At 67.2% G+C, this 13,841-nt stretch carries 8 protein-coding genes and 1 pseudogene; all 9 read right to left on the bottom strand.

Annotated elements, in window-relative coordinates; genetic code table 11:
* Nucleotides 1-69 precede the first annotated feature (69 nt).
* Nucleotides 70-2,025: an acetoacetate--CoA ligase gene (locus tag HNP46_RS22500; RefSeq protein WP_184593375.1), complete on the bottom strand. Its 1,956-nt coding sequence runs from the start codon at nucleotides 2,023-2,025 to the stop codon at nucleotides 70-72.
* A gap of 105 nt (nucleotides 2,026-2,130) precedes the next feature.
* Nucleotides 2,131-2,901 carry a 3-hydroxybutyrate dehydrogenase gene (locus HNP46_RS22495; protein ID WP_184593373.1) on the bottom strand — a complete coding sequence of 257 codons (771 nt, stop codon included), beginning with the start codon at nucleotides 2,899-2,901 and terminating at the stop codon, nucleotides 2,131-2,133.
* A gap of 58 nt (nucleotides 2,902-2,959) precedes the next feature.
* Nucleotides 2,960-4,351, bottom strand: coding sequence for a GntP family permease (locus tag HNP46_RS22490; RefSeq protein WP_184593371.1), 1,392 nt, complete (start codon nucleotides 4,349-4,351; stop codon nucleotides 2,960-2,962).
* Nucleotides 4,352-4,437: 86 nt separating this feature from the next.
* Nucleotides 4,438-5,703 carry an OprD family porin gene (locus HNP46_RS22485; protein WP_184593369.1) on the bottom strand — a complete coding sequence of 422 codons (1,266 nt, stop codon included), beginning with the start codon at nucleotides 5,701-5,703 and terminating at the stop codon, nucleotides 4,438-4,440.
* A 276-nt stretch (nucleotides 5,704-5,979) separates the two neighbouring features.
* Nucleotides 5,980-7,435, bottom strand: a pseudogene (locus HNP46_RS22480) (sigma-54 interaction domain-containing protein); the annotation flags it as partial.
* Between the two features lie 663 nt (nucleotides 7,436-8,098).
* Nucleotides 8,099-9,001, bottom strand: coding sequence for a hydroxymethylglutaryl-CoA lyase (locus HNP46_RS22475; RefSeq protein ID WP_184593364.1), 903 nt, complete (start codon nucleotides 8,999-9,001; stop codon nucleotides 8,099-8,101).
* Between the two features lie 364 nt (nucleotides 9,002-9,365).
* Nucleotides 9,366-11,327: an acetyl/propionyl/methylcrotonyl-CoA carboxylase subunit alpha gene (locus HNP46_RS22470; RefSeq protein ID WP_184593362.1), complete on the bottom strand. Its 1,962-nt coding sequence runs from the start codon at nucleotides 11,325-11,327 to the stop codon at nucleotides 9,366-9,368.
* Nucleotides 11,327-12,124 carry a gamma-carboxygeranoyl-CoA hydratase gene (locus tag HNP46_RS22465; RefSeq protein WP_184593360.1) on the bottom strand — a complete coding sequence of 266 codons (798 nt, stop codon included), beginning with the start codon at nucleotides 12,122-12,124 and terminating at the stop codon, nucleotides 11,327-11,329. Before HNP46_RS22465 ends, HNP46_RS22470 begins: the two co-directional genes overlap by 1 nt.
* Nucleotides 12,125-12,209: 85 nt before the next feature.
* The gene (locus HNP46_RS22460) at nucleotides 12,210-13,817 is read right to left on the bottom strand and encodes a carboxyl transferase domain-containing protein (RefSeq protein ID WP_184593358.1); all 1,608 of its coding nucleotides are present in this window, start codon (nucleotides 13,815-13,817) and stop codon (nucleotides 12,210-12,212) included.
* Nucleotides 13,818-13,841: the final 24 nt, after the last annotated feature.

Genomic DNA, 13,841 nt, shown 5'->3' with positions numbered 1-13,841 from the left:
ACGGAGTCCGCTCCTACGGGATTTCTTCAGCTTTGGGGGGAGGCCCAGGTACGGTGTTACCGGAAAGCCTCAGCTCTCCAGCTCCTTCCGATCCCTGAACAGCTCCAGCGCCTGCGGGTTGGCCAGCGCGTCGGTGTTCTTCACCGGCCGGCCATGCACCACGTTGCGCACTGCCAGTTCGACGATCTTGCCGCTGATGGTGCGCGGGATGTCGCTGACCGCGAGGATCTTCGCCGGGACGTGGCGCGGGGTGGTGTTGCTGCGGATGGTCTGGCGGATGCGTTCCTGCAGTGTCTCGTCCAGCTCCACGCCTTCGCGCAGGCGCACAAACAGCACTACACGGACGTCGCCCTGCCAGTCCTGGCCGATGGCGATGGATTCCAGCACTTGCTCGATCTTCTCCACCTGGCGGTAGATTTCCGCCGTGCCGATGCGCACGCCGCCAGGATTCAGCACGGCATCCGAGCGGCCGTGGATGACCAGGCCGCCGTGCTCGGTCTCCTCGGCATAGTCGCCGTGGGCCCAGACACCGGGGAAGGTGGCGAAGTAGGCGTCGAGGAATTTCTCGTTGTTCTCGTCGTTCCAGAAGCCCACCGGGATCGACGGGAAATGCCGCACGCAGACCAGCTCGCCTTTCTCCCCGTGCACCGGCTTGCCGGCCTCGTCCCAGACCTCCACCGCCATGCCCAGCGCCTTGCACTGGATTTCCCCGCGCCACACCGGTGCGGTCGGGTTGCCGATGGCGAAGCAGGAGACGATGTCGGTGCCGCCGGAGATCGACGACAGGCAGAGGTCGGGTTTCACCTCGCGGTAGACGTAGTCGAAGCTCTCGTGGGCCAGCGGCGAGCCGGTGGAGAGGATCGTCTTCAGGCGCTCCAGGGAGTGCGTCTGGCGCGGCCGCACGTTGGTCTTTTCCAGCGCGGCGATGTACTTGGCGCTGGTGCCGAAGACGCTGATGTGCTCCGCGTCGATCAGGTCCATCAGGCGCTCGGGGCCGGGGTGGAACGGCGAGCCGTCATAGAGCACCAGCGTAGCGCCGACGGCGAGCCCCGAGACCAGCCAGTTCCACATCATCCAACCGCAGGTGGTGTAGTAGAACAGCGTGTCGTCGGGGCCCAGGTCGACGTGCAGGCCATGTTCCTTCAGGTGCTGCAGCAGCACGCCGCCGGTGCCGTGGACGATGCACTTGGGCACGCCGGTGGTGCCGGAGGAGTAGAGGATGTACAGCGGGTGGTCGAAGGGTACGGGGGTGAATACCGGTTCGCCTCCGCTGAGGAAGAAGTCCTGCCAGAGGCTGACCCGCGCCGGGGTGTGGAAGTCGCTGCGGCGCGCGTGGCCGTTGGCGTAGGGGACGATCACCAACTGTTCCAGGGTCGGCAGCTGGGCGAGGATTTCGTTGAGCTTGGCGGTCAGGTCCTGCAGCTTGCCGGCGAAGCGGTAGCCGGCGCAGGCGATCAGCACCTTGGGTTCGATCTGGCCGAAGCGGTCGATCACGCCCTGGGTGCCGAAGTCCGGCGAGCAGCTCGACCAGGTGGCGCCCAGGCTGGTGGCGGCGAGCATGCCGACCACGGTCTGCCAGGTGTTGGGCATGAAGGCCGCGACACGGTCGCCGACGCCCACGCCGGCCTCGCGCAGTGCCTTCTGCAGGCCGGCGACCTGGGCCGCCAGTTCGGCATGGCTGATCACCTCGCGGCGCTCGTCCTCGCTGATGGCGATCAGCGCCGGTTTGTGATCGCGGCGGCGCAGCAGGTGTTCGGCGAAGTTCAGGGTGGCGCCGGGGAACCAGCGCGCATCGGGCATCTCCGGGCCTTCTTCGAGCACCGCGGTGGGTGCCTCGTGGAACTGCACGCCGAAGGTGTCGACGATGGCCAGCCAGAAGGCTTCGCGCTCGGCGATGCTCCAGGCGTGCAGCGCGGCGTAGTCGGGCAGGTCGATGCCATGCTGCTGCGCGACCTTGCGGCGAAAGGCATCCATGCGGGTGGCGGCGATGCGTTCGGGGGAGGGGCTCCAGAGCGCCTGGTTCATCGACTACGACTCCAGCGAATTCGAAGGGACGAAGGTACCGCCGACAGACGGTACCTACGAATCATGACACGAAGCGCTGTACGAAGTTCGCGTGGTTCAAAAGGCTCATTGAGCGACCCAGCCACCATCCATGTTCCAGGCGGCGCCGCGGACCTGGGCGGCAGCTTCAGAACACAAGAATAGCGCCAGCTCGCCGAGCTGGTCGGCGGTGACGAAGTCCAGCGACGGCTGCTTCTCCGCCAGCAGGTCGTGGCGTGCCTGCTCGGGCGTGGCGCCGGCCTGCACCCGCGCGTCGATCTGCTGCTGCACCAGCGGCGTCAGCACCCAGCCGGGGCAGATGGCGTTGCAGGTAATGGCCGTGGTGGCGGTTTCCAGGGCGGTGGTCTTAGTCAGGCCGATCACCCCGTGCTTGGCGGCGACGTAGGCGCTCTTGCCGGCGGAGGCTACCAGCCCGTGGGTCGAGGCGATGTTGAGGATGCGTCCCCAACCGCGCTGGCGCATGCCCGGCAGCGCCAGGCGGGTGGTGTGGAACACCGAGGAGAGGTTGATGGCGATGATCGCGTTCCAGCGCTCCACGGGGAAATCCTCCAGCGCCGCGACGTGCTGGATGCCGGCGTTGTTGACCAGGATGTCGAGGCCGCCGAACTCGCGCTCGACGTAGGCGATCATCTGCCCGATCTGCTCGGGTTGCGCCATGTCCGCGCCGTGGTGGCCGATGCGCGTGCCGTGCACCGATAGTTCGCGCACGGCGCCGTCGATATCGCCGAAGCCGTTGACCACCACGTTGGCACCCGCCTGCGCGAGCTTTGCGGCGATGCCCAGGCCGATGCCGCTGGTGGAGCCGGTGACCAGTGCGGTCTTGCCTTTGAGAGTCATGCAAATCTCCTCTGGAACAGGGCGGTCGCCGCGGGGCGACCGCTTGAAAACAACCGGCTCAGACGATGCCGGTGGCGTAGAAGGTCCCGATCACCACGAACACCGCGAGGGTCTTGATCAGGGTGATGGCGAAGATGTCCTTGTAGGCCTCGCGGTGGGTCAGGCCGGTGACCGCGAGCAGGGTGATGACCGCACCGTTGTGCGGCAGGGTGTCCATGCCACCGGAGGCCATGGCGGCGACCCGGTGCAGCACTTCCAACGGAATGTTGGCGGCGTGGGCGGCGGCGATGAACTGCTCGGACATGGCCGCCAGGGCGATGCTCATGCCGCCCGACGCCGAACCGGTGATGCCGGCCAGGGTGGTGACGGTGATGGCCTCGTTGACCAGCGGATCGGGGATCTTCTTCAGCGCATCGGCCAGCACCAGGAAGCCCGGCAGCGAGGCGATCACGGCGCCGAAGCCGTATTCCGAAGCGGTGTTCATCGCCGCCAGCAGAGCACCGGAGACGGCGGTCTTGCTGCCTTCGGCGATCTTGCTGCGGATCACCGCGAAGCTGGTCACCAGCACCAGCAGGATGCCCAGCAGCAGCGCCGCCTGCACTGCCCAGATACCGGTCAGCTTGGCCACGTCGCTGGCCACCGGCGCGGCCATGCCGGCCAGCTGCAGGCTGTGGGTCTTGCCGTAGAGCTGGGGAATCCAGTGGGTGAACAGCAGGTTGGCGACGCCCACCAGCACCAGCGGCGAGAGTGCCAGCAGCGGGTTGGGCAGCTTGATGTCGGCGGCGGTTTCCGGCTCGTTGCGCAGCTCGGTGCCGTAGCCTTCACCGGCGGCGCGCGCCTTGCCGGCCTGGCGGCGGAGGAACAGCATGCCCACGGTGAACACGAACAGGCTGCCGATCACGCCCAGCCAGGGGGCAGCCCAGCCGGTGGTGTTGAAGAACGCGGTGGGGATGATGTTCTGGATCTGCGGGGTGCCGGGCAGGGCGTCCATGGTGAAGCTGAACGCGCCCAGGGCGATGGTCGCCGGGATCAGCCGCTTGGGGATGTCGCTCTGGCGGAACATCTCGGCGGCGAACGGGTAGACCGCGAACACCACCACGAACAGCGACACGCCGCCGTAGGTGAGCAGGGCGCAGACCAGCACGATCACCAGCATTGCCTGGCTCGTGCCCAGCAGCCTGATGGCGGCGGCGACGATGGAGCGCGAGAAGCCCGACAGCTCGATCAGCTTGCCGAACACCGCGCCGAGCAGGAACACCGGGAAGTAGAGTTTGACGAAGCCGACCATCTTCTCCATGAACACCCCGGTGAAGGCCGGGGCGACGGCGGACGGATCGGTCAGCAGCACCGCCAGCAGCGCGGCGATGGGGGCGAAGAGGATCACGCTGTAGCCGCGGTAGGCGGCGAGCATCAGCAGGGCGAGGGCCGCGAGGGCGATGACCACGCTCATCGAAGTATCTCCAGTTGTCGCGCGGCCTGGGACCGCGCTTCGTTCTTGTTGTAGTGGGCTTGCTTGACGATCAGGCGTTCAGGCGGTTACCAGAGCGGCAGCACGTAGCTGAGGATCAGGCGGTTCTCGTCGAGGTCGTTGCCGAAGTGGCTGGAGCGTACCGTCGCGTTGCGCCATTTCACGCCGAAGTTCTTCAGCGGGCCGTTCTGCACCACGTAGCCGATGTCGGTGTCGCGCTCCCACTCCTTGCCTTCGGGCTTGCCCGCGCCCAGCTCGATGTTGTCGCCGGACAGGTAGCGCGTCATGAAGGTCAGGCCCGGCACCCCGAGGGCGGCGAAGTCATAGTCGTAGCGCGCCTGCCAGGACTTCTCGTCGCGGTTGGCGAAGTCGCCGATCTGTACGAAGTTGACCAGGAAGGCGTCGGTGCCGCCGATGTAGGCGAAGCCGGTGTCGCCGCTCATCTTCTGGTAGCCGGCGCCGAAGCCGTGGCCGCCCAGGGTGTAGGTGAGCATGGCGCCGAAGGCGCGGTTGTCGACGTTGCTGTGGCCGTCGTCGTCGGAGCGCGCGTAGCGCAGGTCGGTCTTCAGCGACTGGCCGGCAGCGATGGGCAGCACGTGCACGAGGTTGACGATGTGCTGGTCGTAGAGACCGTCGAGCTTGGCGTAGCTGTAGCCGGTGGTCAGCTGCGGCGTCCACTTGTAGCTGAGGCCGGCGAAGTCGAACTGGTCGCTGCTGTCGGTGGCAACGATGCCGCGCGCGCTGCCGCTGGTGACGGTCATGTCCTCGCGGTTGGAGGAGTCGCGCTGACTCACCTGGCGCAGGCGGCCGCCGTCGAAGGTCAGGCCGGCGAACTCGGCGGAATTCAGGTGCGCGCCCTCGAAGGTCTGCGGCAGCAGGCGCGAATCGTTGGCCAGCACGGTGGGCAGCTTGGGCAGCAGGGTGCCGATCTTCAGGGTGCTTTTCGAGGCACGCAGCTTGGCGGTCAGGCCCAGTTCGCTGTAGTCGTCCGGTGCGCCGTTTTTCTTCTGCACATCGCGCGGCAGCAGACCGGAGCCGGCGCGGTCGGGGCTGGAGTCCAGCTTCACGCCCAGCAGACCGAGGGCATCCACGCCCACGCCGATGGTGCCTTCGGTGTAGCCGGATTCGTAGCGCAGCAGGAAGCCCTGCGCCCACTCTTCCTGCTTGGACTGCGCGGCGTTGTCCTGGCGGAAGTCGCGGTTGAAGTAGAAGTTGCGCAGTTCGACGCTGGCCTTGCTGTCGGCGATGAATTCGGCGAAGGCCTGGGGCGAGAGGGCGAGGGTGGAACCGAGGGCGGTCAGGGCGGCGGCATGATTGAGCTTGGAGCGGCTCATCGGGTGATCTCCTGGCGCGGCGCCGTGTGCGAAGCGGGACTAGCCGTGGTGTCCGCTGGGGTAGGTTCGCGTTCGGGCAGCGTTGATTGTTGTTATGTCGGCTGTGCGGACGGGTGCCGCGACAGACGCTATAGCCAGGACTGTGCCAAGACTGTAACTAATTGATTTACAAGTCTTATTTTGAGAATGATAGTAAGTGGCGGCAAAGCTTTTTCTCGGATTGGAGACATTGGCGGCGCCGCTGGGGATATTTTCCCGTTTTATCGCAGTTCGCGGGTTTGTCTCTATTTTGAGACGTGTCTCGTTTTCAGGACGAGATGCCTAGAGCAGCCATCTTCTTGTACAGCGTCGAGCGCCCCAGGCCCAGGCGCTGCGCAGCCGCGTCGACGTTGCCGCTGTGCTCGGCCAGGGTGTTGGCGATCAGCTCGCGCTCGAAGGCGTCGCGGGCTGCGTAGAAATCCTGGCCTTCGCTGAGTTGGGCGCTCGTTGCCGTCGACACGGCTGGCAGTGGTTGCAGCTCGCCCAGCGCCGAGCGCAGGGCAGTGGCGTCGATCTGCGGGCGGTCTCCCAGCAGCACGGTGCGCTCCAGCAGGTTGCGCAGCTCGCGCACGTTGCCCGGCCAGGCGTGGCGGGCGAGCAGGGCGAGGCCGCCGGCATCCAGCTCGTAGAGGGTCTGGCGGTCGTCGCGCAGGCCGTCGAGGATGGCTTCGCACAGCGCCGGCAGGTCCTCCAGGCGCTCGCGCAGCGGCGGGATCTCGATGGGCAGGACGTTGATGCGGTAGAACAGGTCGGCGCGGAAGCGCCCCTCGCGCACGGCGGCGTCGAGATCGATGGAAGTAGCGGCGATCAGGCGGATGTCGCTGCGCAGCACCTCGTTGGAGCCCACCGGTTCGAATTCCTTTTCCTGCAGCACGCGCAGCAGCTTGCTCTGCAGGGTCAGCGGCATGTCGCCGATCTCGTCGAGGAACAGTGTGCCGCCCTGGGCGATCTGCAGCTTGCCGGCGCGGCCCTTGCGGTCGGCGCCGGTGAAGGCGCCCGGCGCGGTGCCGAAGAATTCGGCCTCCAGCAGGGTTTCGGGGATGGCGGCGGCGTTGAGGCTGACGAAGGGTTTGTCGGCGCGTGGAGATGAGGCATGAATGGCGTGGGCCAGCAGCTCCTTGCCGGTGCCGGTCTCGCCCAGCAGCAGGATCGGCGCCTCGCTGGCGGCGCCCCGGCGGGCGCGACGCTTCACTTCCAGGCTGGCGGTGCTGGTGCCGATGAAGTGCCCGAAGCTGTACTTGGCCTGGCGTGCCTGCAACAGCGAGCGGGTCGAGGCCAGCTCGGCCTGCATGCGCTGGTAGCGGGTAAGCAGCGGCGAGAGTGTGCGCAGCTCGTCGAACAGGGCGAAGCCGATGCCGCCGATGACCTCGCCCGCGTCGTCGCGGATCGGCACGCGCATGACCACCAGCGGGTCCTTGGCCATGTCGAGGATGTCCAGCAGCATCGGCCGACCACTGCTGACCACCTCGCGCATCAGGCTGCCGGGGATCACCTGTTCCACCGGGCGGCCGATGGCCTGCTCGGCGCTGTCCAGCCCGAAGCGCTGGGCATAGCGCTGGTTGATCCAGACGATGCGTGCCTCGCGGTCGACTATCACCGTGCCTTCGCTGAACTGCTCGAAGATCTCGAACAGCGAGCGGATCGCCAGTTGGCGAACGCTGGGGTAGTCCTTGAGGCTGTGGGTGTCGGTCATGGGCAGGCCGTGCGCGGGGTGGACAGAGGGCGCACTGTACCGGGATGTGGCAGCAGGGTCAGCATTGCTGAACGGGTGGGCACCGCGTAGGAGCGGACTCCGTCCGCGATTGTTTCCCGGCTTGTGCGGGGCCATCGCGGACGGAGTCCGCTCCTACAGGTTGAGATCAATGTGGGCGGGCCGGCATCGAGTAGGGCGTATAACGCCATCGGCGTTATCCGCCGATGGGCTGGTGGCGGATAAAGCGTGCCGCTTTATGCGCCCTACGATCCTGTACCGGGATGTGGCAGCAGGGTCAGCATTGCTGAACGGGTGGGCACCGCGTAGGAGCGGACTCCGTCCGCGATTGTTTCCCGGTTTGTGCGGGGCCATCGCGGACGGAGTCCGCTCCTACGACAGCCGTTGAACACAGTGCCCCTTGGTAGGAGCAACTTTCTTCTTTCCGGAAGCCCGTGGCTTGGTTTCTCCCTCTCCCCAGCCCTCTCCCTGAAGGGAGAGGGAGCCGTCTGTGCCAACTGACTCATTAGTTTCAACCTGCACCGAACCAGTCCCCTCTCCCTTCAGGGAGAGGGTTAGGGAGAGGGCAGATCCTTGCGCAGAAGTTCACGTAGAAGCGCGATCAAGCCAGGGGGGTCGATATCCGCCCTACGGTCCGTGCTGGCCTCAGCGCTTGGACAGCTGCGCCTTGGCCACGCGTGAGCCGTTGGGCTTGTCGAGCACCGAGCAGATGCGCTGGCCGGCGTCGATCAGCAGGTCCAGGTCGATGCCGGTGTGGATGCCCAGGCCGTTGAGCAGGTAGAGCACATCCTCGGTGGCGACGTTGCCGGTGGCGCCCTTGGCGTAGGGGCAACCGCCGAGGCCGGCGACCGAGCTGTCGAACACCGCGATGCCTTCCAGCAGGCTCGCGTAGACGTTCGCCGTGGCCTGGCCGTAGGTGTCGTGGAAGTGCCCGGCCAGTTGCGCGCGTGGCACGCGCTGGCCGACGACTTCGAACATGTGCCGGGTGGCACCGGCGGTGCCGACGCCGATGGTGTCGCCCAGGGAAACTTCATAGCAGCCCATGGCGTGCAATTCCGCAGCGACGGCGGCGACCTGTTCCGCGTCCACCTCACCCTGGTAGGGGCAGCCGAGCACGCAGGAGACGTAGCCGCGCACGCGCACACCGTGCTGGCGCGCCGCTTCCATCACCGGAACGAAGCGCTCCAGGCTCTCCTTGATCGAGCAGTTGATGTTCTTCTGCGAGAAGGCCTCGGAGGCGGCGGCGAACACCGCCACTTCCTTGACCTGCGATTCCAGTGCGGCCTCGAAGCCCTTCATGTTTGGCGCCAGGGCCGCGTAGGTGACGCCGGCTTTCTGCTGGATGCCGGCGAAGACTTCGGCCGAACCGGCCATCTGCGGCACCCACTTGGGCGAGACGAAGCTGCCGACTTCGATGTAGCCCAGGCCGGCGGCGGTGAGGTCGTCCACCAGGCGCACCTTGTCGGCGACGGCGATGGGCTGTTTCTCGTTCTGCAGGCCGTCGCGCGGGCCGACTTCGACCAGGCGGACGGATGTTGGCAGGGTCATTTGTGGTCCTCGTAGTGTTTCGTGGAGGAGGGTGCGCAGTGTTCGGCACCCTCTCCCTAGCCCTCTCCCTGAAGGGAGAGGGGACTGTTCTCAGCGGCGGGAGGCTTCCGGTTCACGCGGAAGGTCCGCCCGGCTCGGATACTCCCTCTCCCCCTGGGAGAGGGCTGGGGTGAGGGCTGGCCGACCGCAGCGGGGCTTCCCCTCACTTTAACCCTCTCCCATAGGGAGAGGGGACTGTCCTCTGCCACTGCCTGCATCGGTGTGCGCCATTCAGCCAGGTAGGGCGCATAAAGCGGCACGCTTTATCCGCCGTTGTCCGGCGGCGGATAGCGCTGGCGCGTTATGCGCCCTACAAATGCCGGCGTCAGGCCGGCGCTTCTTCCAGCTCCACCAACGCGGTGCCTTCGGACACCAGCTCGCCTTCGCTGCAATACAGCGATTTCACCACGCCAGCGTGCGGCGCGCGAATGCTGTGTTCCATCTTCATGGCTTCGAGCACCACCAGCGCGGCGCCGGCTTCGACGCTCTGGCCGGGTTCGACCAGAATGCGCACGATGCTGCCGTTCATCGGCGCGCCCAGGCCACCCTGGTGCGAATGCGCGGCTTCGGCCTCGGCGATGGGGTCGAAGCGCTGCACGCTTATCAGCTCGCCGTTCCATTCCAGATAGAGGTGGTCGCCACGGCGGATCACCTGATGACGGCGACGGACTTCACCATCCTTTACATCCAGCCACTGACCATCCAGCTTGGCGATACGCTGGCCATCGGCATGGCGCAGGCGCACCACCTGGGACTCGCCCTTGGCCAACAGGTGCAGGTCGGTTTCCCCCGGCAGGCCGCTGCGCCAGCCGCTCTGGGCGGACCATGGCGAATGGGCATCGTCAGCGCGTACGCGGGCGGCTTCGCTCTGCACCCAGGCTTCGGCGGCGAGCTGCCAGAAGCGTTCGGGCAGGGCGGTGGAAGCCGGCAGCAGGGTGTCCTGGTAGCGGCCGATGAAGCCGGTGTCCAGCTCGCCTTCGGCGAAGGCCGGGTGGGCCAGCACGCGGCGCAGGAAGGCCAGGTTGGTCTTGAAGCCGCCGACGGCGGTTTCCGCCAGCATCGACAGCAGGCGCTGGCGGGCTTCCTCGCGGTTCTCGCCCCAGGCGATCAGCTTGGCCAGCATCGGGTCGTAGAACGGCGAGATGTCGTCGCCCTCGCGAATGCCGCTGTCGGTGCGGCGGCCGGGGCCGGCGGCGGGTTCGCGGTACAGCGCGAGGTGGCCGCTGGCGGGCAGGAAGCCACCTTCCGGGTCTTCGGCATACAGGCGCACTTCGATAGCGTGGCCCATCAGCGGCACCTGTTCCTGGGTGATCGGCAGCGGCTCGCCACGGGCGACGCGGATCTGCCAGGCCACCAGGTCGAGGCCGGTGATGGCTTCGGTGACCGGGTGTTCCACCTGCAGGCGGGTGTTCATTTCCATGAAGAAGAACTGGCCGCTGCCTTCGTCGTAGAGGAACTCGACAGTACCAGCGCCGACGTAGCCGATGGCCTGGGCGGCACGTACGGCGGACTCGCCCATGGCGGCGCGCAGTTCAGTGGACAGCCCCGGCGCCGGCGCTTCCTCCACCACTTTCTGGTGGCGGCGCTGGATCGAGCAGTCGCGTTCGTTGAGGTACAGGCAGTGGCCGTGCTGGTCGGCGAACACCTGGATTTCCACGTGGCGCGGCTTGGTCAGGTATTTCTCCACCAGCATGCGCGAGTCGCCGAAGCCGGACTGCGCTTCACGCTGGGCGGATTCCAGCGCTTCGGCCAGTTCGGCCTCGCGCTCGACCACCTTCATGCCCTTGCCGCCACCACCGGCCGCGGCCTTGAGCAGCACCGGATAGCCGATGCGCTGCGCCTCGCGCTGGAAGGTCGCATAGTCCTGGGCCTCGCCGTGGTAGCCGGGCACCAGCGGCACGCCGGCGGTTTCCATCAGCGCCTTGGCGGCGGACTTGCTGCCCATGGCGTCGATGGCGCTGGCCGGCGGGCCGAGGAACACCAGCCCGGCCTCTTCGCAGGCGCGGGCGAAGCCGGCGTTCTCCGAGAGGAAGCCGTAACCGGGGTGGATGGCCTGGGCGCCGGCGGCCTTGGCGGCGGCCAGCACGGCGTCGGCGCGCAGGTAGCTTTCAGCGGGCTTGGCGCCGCCCAGGTCGATGGCGATGTCCGCCTCTTCGACGTGGCGGGCATTGCGGTCGGTGGCGCTGTGCACGGCCACGGTGGTCAGGCCCAGGGCCTTGGCGGTGCGCATCACGCGGCAGGCGATCTCGCCGCGGTTGGCCACCAGCAGGGTATCGATCTTCTTCATCAGACTTGCTCCTGCCAGGCCGGTTTGCGTTTTTCCAGGAAGGCGCGCAGGCCTTCCTGCCCCTCGGGGCTGATGCGGATGCGGGCGATGGCGGCTTCGGTGTAGCGGCGGCGTTCTGGGGTCAGTTCACCGGCGCCGATTTCGTGGAACAGCGCCTTGCAGGCCACCAGGGCCGCCGGACTGTTATTCAGCAGGTTGGCGATCCAGGCGTCGGCTTTCTCGTCCAGTTCGGCGGCCGGATGGTGCTCGTCCACCAGGCCCAGCTCGCGGGCGCGGATGCCGCTGAAGCGCTCGGCGGTCATGGCGTAGCGGGTGGCGGCGCGCTGGCCGATGGCCTTGGTGACGAAGGGACCGATGGTCGCCGGGATCAGGCCGATACGCACTTCGGACAGGCAGAACTGCGCGTCTTCGGCGGCCAGCGCCATGTCGCAGCAGGCCACCAGCCCGACGCCGCCGCCAAAGGCTGCGCCCTGGACCACGGCAAGGGTCGGCTTGTTCAACTGGTGCAGGTTGTAGAGCAGTTCGGCGAGCTGCTGGGCGTCGGCCAGGTTGCCCTGGTAGTCCAGCTGCACGGATTCCTGCATCCACGCAAGGTCCGCGCCGCCACAGAAGTGCCGGCCACGGCCGCGCAGCACGACGAGGCGCACGCGGTCGTCGTTGGCCACGGCGGCCAGCGCCTGGATCAGCTCGGCGATGGTCTGGGCATTGAAGGCGTTGTTCTTCTCCGGGCGGTTCAGCCAGAAGTTGGCGACGCCGCGCGGGTCGATATGAAGCTCAATGGTTTCAAAGGTGCTCATGTAAAGAGTCCTCAAGGGCTGCAGGCCTCAGGCTGCAGGCGGCAGGCAAGAGCGCTCCTGCCTGCCGCCTGTAGCCTGCCGCCGCTTACATCCTGAATACGCCGAAGCGCGTGGCTTCGACCGGCGCGTTGAGCGAGGCGGAGAGGGCCAGGCCGAGCACGTCACGAGTCTGCGCCGGGTCAATGACGCCGTCGTCCCACAGGCGCGCGCTGGAGTAGTAGGGGTGACCCTGGCGCTCGTACTGTTCGAGGATCGGCGCCTTGATCTTCGCCTCGTCCTCGGCGGACAGTGCGTTGCCGGCGCGTTCGGCCTGCTCGCGCTTGACCTGGGCCAGCACGCCTGCGGCCTGTTCGCCGCCCATCACGCCGATCCGCGCGTTGGGCCACATCCACAGGAAGCGCGGGTCGTAGGCGCGGCCGCACATGCCGTAGTTACCGGCGCCGAAGCTGCCGCCGATGATCACGGTGAACTTCGGCACCTGGGCGCAGGCCACCGCGGTGACCAGCTTGGCGCCGTGCTTGGCGATGCCGCCGGCCTCGTACTTCTGGCCGACCATGAAGCCGGTGATGTTCTGCAGGAACACCAGCGGGATGCCGCGCTGGCAGGCCAGTTCGATGAAGTGCGCGCCTTTCTGCGCGGCTTCGGCGAAGAGAATGCCGTTGTTGGCGAGGATCGCCACCGGGTAGCCGTGCAGGTGGGCGAAGCCGCACACCAGGGTGGTGCCGAACAGTGCCTTGAACTCGTCGAATTCGCTGCCGTCGACCAGGCGGGCGATGATCTCGCGCACGTCGAAGGGCTGCTTGCTGTCCACCGGGATCACCCCGTACAGCTCGTCGCTGGCGTACAGCGGCGCGCGCGGGGCACGGGTATTGAGCTGGCCCTGCTTGCTCCAGTTGAGGTTGGCGATGCAGCGGCGGGCGATGGCCAGCGCGTGCTCGTCGTCCTCGGCGTAATGGTCGGCCACGCCGGAGGTCTTGCAGTGCACGTCGGCACCGCCCAGGTCCTCGGCGCTCACCACTTCACCGGTGGCGGCCTTCACCAGCGGTGGGCCGGCGAGGAAGATGGTGGCCTGCTCGCGGACCATGATGGTCTCGTCGCTCATCGCCGGCACGTAGGCGCCGCCGGCGGTGCAGGAGCCCATCACCACGGCGATCTGCGGGATGCCCTGGGCGCTCATGTTGGCCTGGTTGAAGAAGATCCGGCCGAAGTGCTCGCGGTCGGGGAACACCTCGTCCTGGCGCGGCAGGTTGGCGCCGCCCGAGTCCACCAGGTAGATGCACGGCAGGCGATTCTGCTGGGCGATGGTCTGGGCGCGCAGGTGTTTCTTCACGGTCAGCGGGTAGTAGCTGCCGCCTTTCACCGTGGCGTCGTTGCCGACGATCATGCATTCCACGCCTTCCACGCGGCCGATACCGGCGACCACGCCGGCGGCGGCGACGTCTTCGCCGTACACCTCATGGGCGGCGAGGGCGGAGACTTCGAGGAAGGGCGAGCCGGCGTCGAGCAGGCGGTTGATGCGCTCGCGTACCAGCAGCTTGCCGCGCGCGGTGTGCTTGGCCTGGGCAGCGGCGCCGCCGCCTTCGTGGACGCGGCCGAGGACGGCGCGCAGGTCCTGGACGTTCTCCAGCATGGTCGCGGCGTTGGCGGCGTATTCCGGGGAGCGCGTATTGATCTGGGTGTTAAGAATGGTCATTCGGTTCTCCGCGCGCTGCAGGCT

Origin of the sequence: Pseudomonas nitroreducens, assembly GCF_014204515.1 — a bacterium.
GTDB lineage: Bacteria > Pseudomonadota > Gammaproteobacteria > Pseudomonadales > Pseudomonadaceae > Pseudomonas > Pseudomonas nitritireducens_A.
This window is presented reverse-complemented; position numbering and strand designations above follow the sequence as displayed.

Coding starts and splice junctions, on each gene's coding strand:
- HNP46_RS22500 (WP_184593375.1), bottom strand. CDS start 2,025: ATGAACCAGGCGCTCTGGAGCCCCTCCCCCGAACGCATCGCCGCCACC.
- HNP46_RS22495 (WP_184593373.1), bottom strand. CDS start 2,901: ATGACTCTCAAAGGCAAGACCGCACTGGTCACCGGCTCCACCAGCGGC.
- HNP46_RS22490 (WP_184593371.1), bottom strand. CDS start 4,351: ATGAGCGTGGTCATCGCCCTCGCGGCCCTCGCCCTGCTGATGCTCGCC.
- HNP46_RS22485 (WP_184593369.1), bottom strand. CDS start 5,703: ATGAGCCGCTCCAAGCTCAATCATGCCGCCGCCCTGACCGCCCTCGGT.
- HNP46_RS22475 (WP_184593364.1), bottom strand. CDS start 9,001: ATGACCCTGCCAACATCCGTCCGCCTGGTCGAAGTCGGCCCGCGCGAC.
- HNP46_RS22470 (WP_184593362.1), bottom strand. CDS start 11,327: ATGAAGAAGATCGATACCCTGCTGGTGGCCAACCGCGGCGAGATCGCC.
- HNP46_RS22465 (WP_184593360.1), bottom strand. CDS start 12,124: ATGAGCACCTTTGAAACCATTGAGCTTCATATCGACCCGCGCGGCGTC.
- HNP46_RS22460 (WP_184593358.1), bottom strand. CDS start 13,817: ATGACCATTCTTAACACCCAGATCAATACGCGCTCCCCGGAATACGCC.